At 73.8% G+C, this 11,355-nt stretch carries 13 protein-coding genes; 8 read left to right on the top strand and 5 right to left on the bottom strand.

Annotated features, from left to right (window positions below):
- The 4 genes from ABZ809_RS14980 to ABZ809_RS14965 form a co-directional block, all read left to right on the top strand.
- The coding region (locus ABZ809_RS14980) for a dihydrolipoamide acetyltransferase family protein (RefSeq protein WP_357563032.1) at positions 1 to 975 on the top strand (975 nt) is incomplete at its 5' end.
- Positions 976 to 1,127: 152 nt separating this feature from the next.
- Positions 1,128 to 2,792: a right-handed parallel beta-helix repeat-containing protein gene (locus tag ABZ809_RS14975; RefSeq protein ID WP_357563049.1), complete on the top strand. Its 1,665-nt coding sequence runs from the start codon at positions 1,128 to 1,130 to the stop codon at positions 2,790 to 2,792.
- 305 nt (positions 2,793 to 3,097) lie between these two features.
- The gene (locus tag ABZ809_RS14970) at positions 3,098 to 4,363 is read left to right on the top strand and encodes an Ig-like domain-containing protein (protein ID WP_357563031.1); all 1,266 of its coding nucleotides are present in this window, start codon (positions 3,098 to 3,100) and stop codon (positions 4,361 to 4,363) included.
- Between the two features lie 212 nt (positions 4,364 to 4,575).
- Positions 4,576 to 4,926, top strand: coding sequence for an STAS domain-containing protein (locus tag ABZ809_RS14965; protein WP_357563030.1), 351 nt, complete (start codon positions 4,576 to 4,578; stop codon positions 4,924 to 4,926).
- A 96-nt stretch (positions 4,927 to 5,022) separates the two neighbouring features.
- Here ABZ809_RS14965 and ABZ809_RS14960 read toward each other — a convergent pair whose 3' ends face one another.
- The 3 genes from ABZ809_RS14960 to ABZ809_RS14950 all read right to left on the bottom strand — a co-directional run bounded on the left by ABZ809_RS14960 (position 5,023) and on the right by ABZ809_RS14950 (position 6,539).
- Positions 5,023 to 5,235: a hypothetical protein gene (locus ABZ809_RS14960; protein ID WP_357563029.1), complete on the bottom strand. Its 213-nt coding sequence runs from the start codon at positions 5,233 to 5,235 to the stop codon at positions 5,023 to 5,025.
- Positions 5,236 to 5,387: 152 nt separating this feature from the next.
- Entirely contained in the window at positions 5,388 to 5,780 is a 393-nt protein-coding gene (locus ABZ809_RS14955; protein WP_357563028.1) for an FKBP-type peptidyl-prolyl cis-trans isomerase, read from the bottom strand.
- Positions 5,781 to 5,963: 183 nt separating this feature from the next.
- Positions 5,964 to 6,539, bottom strand: coding sequence for a hypothetical protein (locus tag ABZ809_RS14950; RefSeq protein ID WP_357563027.1), 576 nt, complete (start codon positions 6,537 to 6,539; stop codon positions 5,964 to 5,966).
- A 215-nt stretch (positions 6,540 to 6,754) separates the two neighbouring features.
- Here ABZ809_RS14950 and ABZ809_RS14945 point away from each other — a divergent pair, with 215 nt between their 5' ends.
- Together ABZ809_RS14945 and ABZ809_RS14940 are read left to right on the top strand one after the other, a co-directional pair.
- Entirely contained in the window at positions 6,755 to 7,453 is a 699-nt protein-coding gene (locus tag ABZ809_RS14945) for a CBS domain-containing protein (RefSeq protein WP_357563026.1), read from the top strand.
- A gap of 179 nt (positions 7,454 to 7,632) precedes the next feature.
- Positions 7,633 to 8,586, top strand: a complete 954-nt coding sequence (locus ABZ809_RS14940) for a TerC family protein (protein WP_357563025.1) — start codon at positions 7,633 to 7,635, stop codon at positions 8,584 to 8,586.
- A 59-nt stretch (positions 8,587 to 8,645) separates the two neighbouring features.
- Here the strand turns inward: ABZ809_RS14940 and ABZ809_RS14935 are convergent, their stop codons facing one another.
- Positions 8,646 to 9,374 carry a helical backbone metal receptor gene (locus ABZ809_RS14935; protein WP_357563023.1) on the bottom strand — a complete coding sequence of 243 codons (729 nt, stop codon included), beginning with the start codon at positions 9,372 to 9,374 and terminating at the stop codon, positions 8,646 to 8,648.
- Positions 9,375 to 9,461: 87 nt separating this feature from the next.
- Positions 9,462 to 10,028, bottom strand: a complete 567-nt coding sequence (locus ABZ809_RS14930; RefSeq protein ID WP_357563022.1) for a GNAT family N-acetyltransferase — start codon at positions 10,026 to 10,028, stop codon at positions 9,462 to 9,464.
- Positions 10,029 to 10,186: 158 nt separating this feature from the next.
- Between ABZ809_RS14930 and ABZ809_RS14925 the strand changes: the two genes are divergently transcribed.
- Both ABZ809_RS14925 and ABZ809_RS14920 read left to right on the top strand, forming a co-directional pair.
- Entirely contained in the window at positions 10,187 to 11,071 is an 885-nt protein-coding gene (locus ABZ809_RS14925) for a hypothetical protein (protein WP_357563021.1), read from the top strand.
- Positions 11,072 to 11,081: 10 nt separating this feature from the next.
- Entirely contained in the window at positions 11,082 to 11,240 is a 159-nt protein-coding gene (locus tag ABZ809_RS14920; protein WP_357563020.1) for a hypothetical protein, read from the top strand.
- Positions 11,241 to 11,355 lie beyond the last annotated feature (115 nt).

Genomic DNA, 11,355 nt, shown 5'->3' with positions numbered 1-11,355 from the left:
GCCGACCGGCAGGCCGGGGTGTCCCCGACCGCACGGCCGCACGACCCGGCGCCGGCCGACCGGCCGCACGCCGCGGTGGTGCCCCTGGTCATCTCGCCGATCGTGCGCCGGCTGGCCCGCGAGCACGGGCTCGACCTGGCCACCCTGCGCGGCACCGGCCCCGGTGGCGTGGTGCGGCGGGCGGACGTCGAGGCCGCTGCGGCCGCAAGCGCGTCGCCGGCCACCCGGCTCGCCGCGGTGCCGGACGAGGCGGTGGCGCCGGCCGCCCCCGACGCCGACGCGCGGGACCTGGTGGTTCCGCTGACCGGCATCCGCAAGGCGATCGCCGACAAGCTCTCCCGCAGCCGGCGGGAGATCCCCGAGGTCACCATCTGGGTGGACGCGGACGCCACCGGCCTGCTGGAGACCCGCGCGGCGATCAACGCGGCGACCCCGGACGCGCCGGTGAGCATCCTGGCCCTGCTGGCCCGGATCTGCCTGTCCGGACTGCGCCGGTATCCGCAGCTCAACGCCCGGGTCGACACCGAGGGCCAGCGGATCGTCCAGTCCGCCGGGGTGCACCTGGGCATCGCCGCCCAGACCGACCGGGGGCTGGTCGTGCCGGTGCTGCGGGAGGCGCAGCGGCTCACCACCGCGGAGCTGGCCGCCGAGCTGGCCGCGACCACCACGGCCGCCCGGGCCGGCACGCTGCCCCCGGCCCGGCTGACCGGCGGCACGTTCACGCTCAACAACTACGGAGTCTTCGGCGTCGACGGCTCCACCCCGATCATCAACCACCCCGAGGCGGCGCTGCTCGGCGTGGGCCGGATCGTGGACAAGCCCTGGGTGGTGGACGGGCAGCTCGCGGTGCGCAAGGTGACGCAGCTCAGCCTGACCTTCGACCACCGGGTGTGCGACGGCGGGGTGGCCGGCGGGTTCCTGCGGCACGTCGCCGACTGCGTCGAGCGGCCCGCCCTGCTGATCGCCAACGTCTGATCCGACCCCGTCACCCGGCCGCGACGGCCCCGGCTCCGCCACCCGGCGGGCCGGGGCCGTCGCCGTCGCGGGGCCGCGTTTCCCGAGGGGCGGGTCGGGAATGCGGGCCGGGCAGTCTCGCCGAGGGGAGGACGAGGTTGGGGTACTCGCACATGCCGTCCGCCGGTGGCGTGCGTCGCCACCCGGTCGCCGGTGCCCCACTGCTCTGCGACGCCCGGGAGCACGGCCTGACCGGAGACGGGGTGACCAACGACCAGCCGGCGCTGGCCGCGTTGGTGGACCGGCTCGGCGACGCGTACGCCGCCGACGGCCGGGCCCGGGTCATCCGCTGCCCGCCCGGGGTCTACTCGATGCGCGACGCGGGCACGGTGTGGCGCAGCGGCGTGTCGCTCGTCGGCGCGGGGCCGGGCGCGACCCGCTTCGTGCTCAGCAACGCCGGCAACCGGGCAGACCCCGCGCCGCTGGCCTTCTACACCGAGCGTGAGCACGGGGCCGACCAGGACCGGCACCTGGCCGACTGCATGTTCGCCGACTTCGAGATCGACGGCTCGGAGGTGGCGTCGGCGGACTACAACCCGTTGGCCAAGGGCCTCGGGCTCCAGTACGTCGTCCGTGGCGTCTTCCGCAACCTCTACATCCACCACACCGCCGCCACCGGCCTGGGCTGCGACTTCCTCCAGGACTGCCTCATCGACGGGGTGCTGGTGGCGGGCTGCGGGCGGCTGGACAGCGGCACCGAGATGGGTGGTGCGGGCATCGGCGTCGGCATCGGCGGCTGGGGCAGTGTCGAGCGGTTCAACATCGTCAACTGCACGTCGGTCGGGAACGCCACCAACGGCATCTTCCTGGAGTTGCAGGAGGCGAGCCACCTGCGCCCACGGGGCGTACGGATCATCGGCTGCCATGCCCAGGGCAACCGCTTCGGCATCTCCGACTGGGGCGCGAACGGCCTGATCGTCTCCGCCTGCACCATGACCGGCAACCTGGAGGCAGGCTTCCACGTCTCGGCGAAGGGCACCACGCACACGGCCGGGCGGGCCGGCATCCTCACGGACTGCGTGATCGACGGCAACCTGGGCGACGGGATCAGCATCGGCAACACCCCCGGGCCGTACACGATCCGTGGCAACCGGATCAGCGGCAACGGTCGGTACGGCTACCACCAGCGCAACCTCGGCGGGTCGGAGGAACAGGTCGCCGAGGAGATCGTCATCGAGAGCAACGACTTCTACGGCAACAGCGCCGACGCCATCCGCATCGACCGCCCGCTGCGCGACGCGATCCTGGTCGGCAACCGGATCCGGAACAACGGGCGCCAGCGGGCGCCGGCGACGAGCGGGCACGGCGACTCGGTGCGTTACGGCGACCGGACGGTGGTGGACCGGCGGGCGAACTGGCCGAACGACGGCCACCGGGGCAAGGTGCTGCGGGTCGGCGACCGGATCGCCCTGGTGGCGGCCAACGACGACACGGAACTCACCCTCGCGCCGATCCGACCGGACGCCTCCAGCGCATGGAGCGGCGGCACCCCGCCGCCGGGGTCCCGCTACGAGCTGCCGGCCGGGCCGCCGGTACGGGCCGGAATCGCGATCAACGCGGCCGTCGACTCGGCCACCATCAGGGGCAACCGGATCTGGGACAACCGGGATCCGAGCACCCAGGACCACGGTCTGTGGATCACCGAGCGGGGCAGCTGTGTGGACTGCCGGGTCGAGGACAACGACCTCGCCGGCAACGCCGACCGCGCCATGCGGATCGACACCCCACCTGTCGGTGGCCGCTGGGAACGCAACCACGGCGACGGTGGCTGGACCTGACCCGGCAGCGGTGGCCCCGACGGCTTTCCGAGCGGCCGGCTCCACAAAAGGGGGCAGCGACCGTCCTTCCGGTCGGAACCCGGCCGGCGCGGCGCACCGGGGACGGGCCGGGATGTCCGGCCCCGACGGTGGCGTGCCGGACGATTCCCGGACGGATCCGAAAGGGTGGGCGGCCGGACTCATTTCGCGCAGCCGGGGAAATGCTTCGCATGATTGCTTCACATATTTCGCCGAAATTGCGCGCCCAGCCCGGTGGGCGTGGAGAGAATGTGGCGGAGGACGCCAATTTAACGGGGGGACGCATCATGAAGTTGAGGCGGCGACTGACGGTGTTGGCCGTGACCATCGCGGCGACGCCGTTGGCCCTCGGCGGGTGCACCGCCGACCGCAGACCGGGTGCCGGGCCGAAGGAGGGGCAGGCGCCGGCTCCGGAGTTGGCCGTGACGCCCACGGACAGGGCCCGCGAGGTGCCGATCACCGCCGAGGTGGGGACCGCGGTCAGAAACGGGAAGGTCACCGCCGTACGGATCACCGACGACAAGGGCGCGCAGGTCAAGGCGGAGCCCCGGGAGGACGGCTCGGGCTGGGTGCCGTCGGCGCCGTTGAAGCCGCGGCGCACCTACACCGCGGAGGTGACCGCCACGGGCGACTCGGGGAAGACCACCACCAGGAAGACCACCTTCACCACAATGCCGAAATCGACCAAGCCGCAAATCGCGAGCACGTTGTATTTCGCCGGTAAACGGACGTACGGCACCGCCATGCCGGTGACCGTCGCCTTCGACCCGCCAATTCCGAAAGAGGCCAGGGACGACGTGCAACGCCGATTGTTCGTGAAGACGGACCCGCCCCAGCCGGGCGCCTGGTCGTGGGTGGCCGACGGCAGCCAGGTCTACTACCGGGCACCTGACTTCTGGCGCCCGGGCACGACGATCAGCGTGCGGGCCGGGCTGGAGGGCCTGCCGATCGGCAAGGACCGGGTCGGGGACGCCGAACACACCGCCACGTCGAAGATCGGCCCGCAGGTGGCACTGGAGATCGACAACGCGACCAAGCAGATGTCGGTACTGCGCGACGGCAAGGTCGTCCGCAAGATCCCGGTCAGCCTGGGCAAGCCGAGCACGCCGACGTCCAGCGGCAAGATGGTGATCATGGAGAAGCACCAGCAGACGACGTTCGACACCCGGGGTTCGGCCGACCCCTACGTGGTCGACGTCGAGGACGCCCAGCGGCTGACCTGGGGCGGCGAGTTCATCCACGGCGCACCGTGGTCGGAGGGCGACCAGGGCAACATCAACGTCTCGCACGGGTGCACCAACGTCTCCGCCGCGGCCGCCGACTGGCTGATGGGGGTCACCCAGGTCGGCGACCTGGTCACCGTCAAGGGCACGGAGGTGCCGCTGAACGAGGGCAACGGCTGGACGGCGTGGAACGTCAGCTGGGACGAGTTCGTCAAGGGCAGCGCGCTGCCCGTGCCCGCAGGGCTGCGGCCGTCCCCGTCCAGCGTCCCGCACCCGGGCGCGGTGGCCGGAGGCTCGCCGGCGCCGGCGCAGTCGGTCCGTGGCGGCTGACCCTCCCGTACGATCCCGGACCGGCCCGTCACCACGCGGGCCGGTCCGGGCGTGTGTCGGCGCCCCGGCGCCACCCGATGACACCTCCGGTGCGCCCTGTCGCATCCTCCCTGAGGAGGATCGGGGGAGACCCCGGGTCTGTCCCTGGACGTACCCGGATCCGGTCCCTCAGCAGGGCGGAAATGTCGGTGGTGGGGGCTAGATTCGTGGGCATGGGACAGGGTGACGACCGGCTCCACGTGGAGATCGATGTGGCCGACCACGCGGTTGACGTGCGGGTGGTCGGGGAGGTCGACATCGCGACGGTCGCCGTGTTCCGCTCCGCGCTCTGGGCCGCCCCGGCCCGGCCCGTGCTCCGGCTGGATCTCTCCGGTGTCCGCCTGCTCTCCGCCACCGGGGTGCGGGCGCTGGTCGCCGCCCACCTGCGGATCCGCGCCCGGGGCGGGGAGTTGGTGCTCCTCCACCCCGACCCGGTGGTCGAGCGGGTGCTGCGGGCGACCGGCCTGCACCGGGTCATCCAGATCGTCGGCCGGTGCGCCGACCGGGAGCTGGTGCCCTGCTGACCGCCCGTGGCCGGCCGCCCTGCCCGCCACCGGTCATCCGGGCCACCACCCTCACCACGCGACCACTGTCGAGCTGCCCGCACAGATGGGGCAACGCTACCGACCAGCGCGCCTTGGACCCGTCAACGGCCGCTGCTCCGACTCGCCGTCAGCTGTCGCCACCGCGGCCACCGCCACCGCGGCCACCGCCACCGCGGCCACCGCCACCGCGGCCACCGCCACCGCGGCCACCGCCACCGCGGCCACCGCCACCGCCACCGCGGCCACCGCCACCGCGGCCACCGCCACCGTCCTGGCCGGCGTTCGCACCGTGCATCCCGCTGGTGGTCCTGTGGGCGGGGCAGCTCGACAGCGTCCGCGGACCCCACCGCACCCGGCCGCCGTGCCGCGGGGAGGCGCGCCGGTGCCGACGTCAGGCCGGTGCCGACGGCGGTGTCCCGCGCCGGCACCGGCCCGCTGACTCAGCGGACGTCGAGCAGGTCGACGACGAAGACCAGGGTCTCGCCCGGCTTGATGATGCCGCCGGCGCCCCGGCTGCCGTAGCCCAGGTGCGGCGGGATGGTCAGCCGGCGCCGGCCGCCGACCCGCATGCCCGCCACGCCCTGGTCCCAGCCGGCGATGACCTGCCCGCCGCCGAGCGAGAACTCGAACGTCTCGTTCCGGTTCCAGGAGGAGTCGAACTCGTGGCCGGTGGAGTGCGCGACCCCCACGTAGTGGACGCTCACCAGCTGACCCGGGCGGGCCTCCGGTCCTTCGCCGACGGTGATGTCCTCGACGACGAGGTCGGCGGGCGGCGCGCCCTCGATCGGGCCCACCTCGGGCTTGCCCGAGCGGGCGTCTGCTGACTGGTTCATTCGTGAGTCTCCTGCCGTTTCGGTCCTGATGTCCGGTCACCCGAGATCCTGCCGGATGGCCTCCGACCGCTGCGCGCCGGTCCCCGCAACCGCCGGCCGGAGCGGGGATGCGAAAGAACCGGGGAACACGAGCAGCGGGCGCCACCGGTGGTGACGCCCGCTGGGCGGGAGGTGCCGATCAGGTCACCGCAGCCAGGGGAACCGCCGCACGAGGGGCAGCTTCGCCCACATCGCGCCCAGGCCGAGGGTGGCACCGGCGTTGACCAGCGCGAGACCGATCAGCAGCGCCGCGTGGAGCAGGTGCTCGTCCATGAACGGGTTGGTCTCGGGAGGCAGGACGACCGTCCACATCATGACGTAGAGCACCGCGCCGGCGACGGCGGCGACGCGCATCCCGATGCCGAGCAGCAGCGCCGTGCCGATCGCGGCCAGGCCGGTCATGAAGAGCACGTCCGCCCAGGCCGCCCCTGCGATCCCCTGGTAGAAGTCCGCGAACGGACCCGCGGCGCCGAAGGTCAGGAAGCCCTTGGTGGGGCTGCCGCCGTTGATCCAGGCGTTCTTCGCCTCGGTGGCGAACCCCAGGCCGAAGACCTTGTCGAGGAACGCCCAGAGGAACGTCCAGCCGAGGGCGATCCGGATGCCGGCGAAGACGTACCGGGCGGCCCGCTCCCGGGTGGTCTCCGCGACGTGCCGGGTCTGCGCCACCGCAGCGTTGTTCCTGGCGGTGGTCCGCTCGATCGTCGCGGTCATTGTCTCCACGTCCCTTCGGTGTCCCGCACCGCGCTTTCCCGGTGGCGTCTTTATTGGACGCCTGCCCTGGGCCGGCGGGGCAGGGCCGACCGGGCCCTGTCGGACCGGGACCTTGGACCCCTTCCGGACCGGTCCGTCCGGCCGGGCCGACCCGGTCGGTGTGACCCTGCCCCGGCGGGACGCGCCGGCCGTAGCGTCGGGGGCGGAACGACAGGGAGGTCGTGATGAGGACGTGGCAGGTGGGCGACGTGATGACCCGGGAGGTCACGACGGTGGGGGAGGAGACCCCCTACCGGCAGATCGTCGACGCGTTGGTCCGGCAGGGCATCAGCGGGGTGCCCGTGGTGGACGGGCACCGGCGGGTCCTCGGCGTCGTGTCCGAGTCGGATCTGCTGCACAAGGTCGAGCGGGCCGGCCACCCGGACGAGCGGCGGATCTTCGAGGGACGGCGGCGCCGTGCCGCCCGGGAGAAGGCCGACGCGCTGTTGGCCCGTGACCTGATGACCGCGCCGCCGGTGACGACCTGGCCGGAGGCGACCGTCACCGCCGCCGCCCGGCAGTTGGACCGCGAGTCGGTGAAGCGGCTGCCGGTGCTCGACGACCTGGGCCGGCTCGTCGGCATCGTCACGCGCGGCGACCTGCTGCGGGTGCACCTGCGTACCGACGCGGAGATCCGCGAGGACGTGGTGCAGGAGGTGCTGCGCCGGGTGCTCGCGGTGCGGGACGGTCTGATCACCGTCCGGGTGTGCGACGGCGAGGTGGCGCTCGACGGCCGGTTGGACCGGCGCAGCGCGGTCGAGGTGGCCACCCGGTTGGCCGGGCAGGTCAGTGGCGTGGTGCGGGTGACCAGCACCGTGGCGTACGACGTGGACGACCGCGGCCTCGTCGAGCTGGAGGCGGACCGGGCCACACCGGTTGCCTGACCGCCGAGGCGCGGGCTCCGCCCGTACGGACGGGACCCAAGCCTCGGCAGCGACTTCGGCGGACGGCCGCCGACAGGCGGGTGGCTCACCTAGGCTCGGAGCGGACGCGCCCCTGGTCACCGGGAGCGCAGGCCGCGCGTGGGGAACGGAGCCGCACTCGCAGATGCGGAGGACGTCGGGTGGACGAGGCGACGTTCGCGGCGCCCCTCTGGGCCTGGGCGGCGGTGGGCACGGTCATCGCGGCCATGCTCGCCGTGGACATGCTCTCCCACCGCGGCGACCACGTGATCGAACTGCGCGAGGCGCTGGTGTGGAGCGCTGTCTGGATCACCGCGGGGCTCACCTTCGGCCTGGTCATCTGGCTCTGGCGGGGCGGCGAGCCGGCTGTCGCGTACTTCTCCGGATACCTGCTGGAGAAGGCGCTCTCCGTCGACAACGTCTTCGTCTTCGCGCTGCTGTTCGGCTACTTCCGGGTGCCCGCCGGATACCAGCACAAAGTGCTCTTCTGGGGGGTCGTCGGGGCGCTCGCGTTCCGGCTGGCCTTCATCTTCGCCGGTGCGGCGCTGCTGGAGCGGCTGACCTGGGCCGGCGTCGTGCTCGGCGCCTTCCTGGTCTGGACCGGCTGGCGGCTCGCGGTCCGCGGCGAGCCGGACGTCGATCCGGAACGTAACGCGGCGGTCCGGGTGTTCCGGCGGCTGGTGCCCACCGAGCCCCGCTACCACGACGGCCAGTTCGTCGTCCGGGTCGACGGCCGGCGCCGGGCCACCCTGCTGCTCGTGGCGCTGGTCGCGATCGAGGCGACCGACGTGGTCTTCGCGATCGACTCGGTGGCGGCGATCCTGGCCATCACCACCGACACGTTCCTGGTCTGGACGGCGACCGCGTTCGCCGTGCTCGGCCTGCGCAGCCTGTACTTCTGCCTGGCCGGGCTGCTGCGGCACTTCGGTTACCTGCGGTACGGGCTGGCCGTGCTGCTGGCCTTCGCCGGCGTGAAACTGATCCTGGCCGAGACGCCCGTGGGGAAGCTGCCGGTCTGGCTGACCCTGGCGGTGGTGGTGCTGACGCTGTCGGTGGCCATCGGGTGGAGCGTCGTCGACGCCCGCCGGGAGCGGCGCCGCCGCGCGGGTGGCTGACCCTCTCCCGGTCAGCGGGCCGACCGGCGGGCGCAGCACCGGCGGGTCAGGCTTCGGCGTCAGCCCGTCCGGACGACCGGGTCGGCGAGCTGGGCGGCCAGCACGGCGGGGGCCTCGGCGAGCGACGGGCCGTACCAGGTCAGGTGCCGGCCGGAGAGCAGGGCGCACGGGACACCCGGAAAGGCCTCCGGCCCGTCGTCGGCGGTGAACCGGTACGGCTCGTCCGGCAACACCACCAGCTCCGGTGCCCGGTCGCGCAGCTCGTCGAGTGTCGGCCGCGGATAGCGCTCCGCGTCGTCGGCGTACAGGTTGGTCACGCCGAGCCTACGCAGCACGTCGCCGGCGAAGGTGTTGGCGCCCAGCACCACCCACGGCCGCCGCCAGACCGGCACCACCGCCCGGCGGGCCGGCCGCGCGGCGAGGGGCGCGGCCCACGCCCGGCGGGCCGCCACGAGCCACTCCGGCTCGGTCGGGGCGCCCAGCTCGCGGAGCAGGTCGGCCAGCTCGACCAGCGCCTCGTCGACGGTACGCGGGTAGGTCACCCGCACCGGTACGCCGGCCTCGGCCAGCGCGTCGGCGTCCTCGCGGCGGTTCTCCTCGACGTTGAGCAGGACGAGGTCCGGCCGCAGCGCGCGTACCCGGTCCAGGTCGGGGTACTTGCTTCCGCCGACCCGTGCCACGTCCAACCCGGCGGGGTGGGAGCACCAGTCGGTGGCGCCCACCAGGAGACCCGGCAGGGTCAGCGCCACCGCCTCTGTCAGCGACGGCACCAGCGACACCACCCGCACCCGCGCACCTCCCCGGTCCCGTCCGCCGGCCGTCGGCGCACCCGCCGATCATGCCCGATCGGGGGGAGGTCCGCGTCGCGCGGTGCGTCAGCCGGTATCGCGACGCAGCCACTGCCGCCGGGTCAGCGCGTACTCCACCTCGCCGTGTTCCGCGCCCTCGATCAGCTCCGGCCAGTCCCCGACGTACGTCCGCACGTGGCGCAGCCCGCACTTCTCCAGCACCCGGCGCGACGCGGCGTTGACGGCCATCGTGTTCGCGGTGACCCGCTCCACGCCCAGCCCGGTGAAGCCTCTCTCCACCAGGGCCAGGCCGCCCTCCGTGGCCAGGCCGCGGCCCCAGGCGGCCCGGCGCAGCCGGTAGCCGAGCTCCACCTCCCGGGCATCGCCGTCGCGGGTCGGACGGAACTCGAACCAGCCCAGGAAGTCAGCCGAGCCCCGGTCCAACGCCACCCACCAGCCGAGCCCGGGCGGGCGCTGGTAGTGGTCGAGGATCCGGGGCAGGTGGCTTTCCCGTACCGTCGCGGGCGGCGTGGGCCGCCCGCCGGTGAGGTACCGCATCACCGCGGGATCGCCGTCCAGCTCGACGAGCAACTCCGCGTCGTCGGGGGTGAACTGGCGCAGCACCAGCCGGTCGGTGCTCAGGAAGACGGTCACCAGGCCATCCCACCGGCGTGCCGGCGGGTGGTTCAAGCGAATTGCGGTCCGGCCCGGATTCGGGACACCACCACCGAACCGGTCATGATCGACCGCCTAGACTCGCCCCGGCCGACGCGTCGGCCGGGGACCGGCGGCGGGACGGACGGATCAGGCGGATGACGAGCACCGGTGGTGGGGACGGTTCCTGGCTGCGCGCGGTTTCCGGCGAGGGTGGGCGCGGTCCGCTGCTCGCCCGGGGCGGTCACCTCGTGCACGGTGCCCGCCGGCTCGGCGAGCTGACGCAGCGGCGCCCGCCGGGCATCACCGGCAACCAGTGGAGCACGGCCCTGCGGGAGGGCTACGACCTCGTCGTCTGTGCCGCCGACACGGCCCGGCCGGTCTTCGCCGTCGAGATCGGCCCCGTCGCGCCGGCCGGGTCCGCCGGCCAGCGGGCCGAGCGGCTGAAGAACGCGGTCGCCGAGGCGGTCGGCCTGGCGGTGCTGCGGATCGGCTCGCCGACCCTGCGCGCCGACGGGTACGGCCGGCGGATCGTCGCGTACGTGATCGACGCGCGTGGCTACGCGGAGCTCGGCGCGGCAGATCCCGACGACGCGGACGTGTCCCCGGTCGGGTTCCGCGACATCCTCGGCCGGCTGCCCGACGGGCGGACCGGCCACGTCAACGACCTCGGCGCGCTGGCCCGGGCCGCCGCCGTCGAGGCGTACGTGTCGCGACGGCTGGTCGACCCGCTCGTCCGGGGCCTGCACGTACGCTGGGCGGACGGCCCGGCCGAGGGGTGGAGCTGGGTGGAGGTGCGCCCCGGCGCCTGTCTCGTGGAGCGGGTGACGGTGCACGAGCAGCGCGTCTCCGCCGGGGTGGACCCAGGCCGGCTGGCTGAGGATCTGGCCGCGCTGGCCGTCGGCGAACGGATGGCCGCGCTCGACACGGCCGAGCCGGTGCTGACGCCCCGCGACGAGCTGCTCGCCGACATCCGGCGGCTGGAGTCGCGCCACGACGAGATGACCGGCGGCTTCGCGTTCGCGCACCTCTGCACGGACTGAACCACCCCACGTGCTCAGGCCACTGCGGCCCGCTGCCTGGGCGCGGCCGGCGACGCGACGCCCGAACGCCGACGCCGGAAGCCCGTCGGCCTGCAACGCCACCGGCAGCATCGCGCTGCTCTCGATGCAGAGCCAGGCCAGCCCGGTGAGGGCGGTGAAGGTCAGTTGATGGCCCAGTAGTCGAGCGTCAGGGCGCGCAGGCGGTCCCGTTTGACGGGCAAATGGCCCGCCCGCGAATGGCTGCGCGGCGGAGGTGTGGTTCGTGCGAATGCCCGGCCGTGGGA

Source organism: Micromonospora sp. NPDC047074 (genome assembly GCF_040643815.1).
Lineage (GTDB): Bacteria > Actinomycetota > Actinomycetes > Mycobacteriales > Micromonosporaceae > Micromonospora.
The sequence above is the reverse complement of the archived record's forward strand: the minus strand, read 5'-3'. Positions and strand labels throughout refer to the sequence as shown.

Coding starts and splice junctions, on each gene's coding strand:
- ABZ809_RS14925 (WP_357563021.1), top strand. CDS start 10,187: ATGACGAGCACCGGTGGTGGGGACGGTTCCTGGCTGCGCGCGGTTTCC.
- ABZ809_RS14970 (WP_357563031.1), top strand. CDS start 3,098: ATGAAGTTGAGGCGGCGACTGACGGTGTTGGCCGTGACCATCGCGGCG.
- ABZ809_RS14945 (WP_357563026.1), top strand. CDS start 6,755: ATGAGGACGTGGCAGGTGGGCGACGTGATGACCCGGGAGGTCACGACG.
- ABZ809_RS14965 (WP_357563030.1), top strand. CDS start 4,576: ATGGGACAGGGTGACGACCGGCTCCACGTGGAGATCGATGTGGCCGAC.
- ABZ809_RS14975 (WP_357563049.1), top strand. CDS start 1,128: ATGCCGTCCGCCGGTGGCGTGCGTCGCCACCCGGTCGCCGGTGCCCCA.
- ABZ809_RS14955 (WP_357563028.1), bottom strand. CDS start 5,780: ATGAACCAGTCAGCAGACGCCCGCTCGGGCAAGCCCGAGGTGGGCCCG.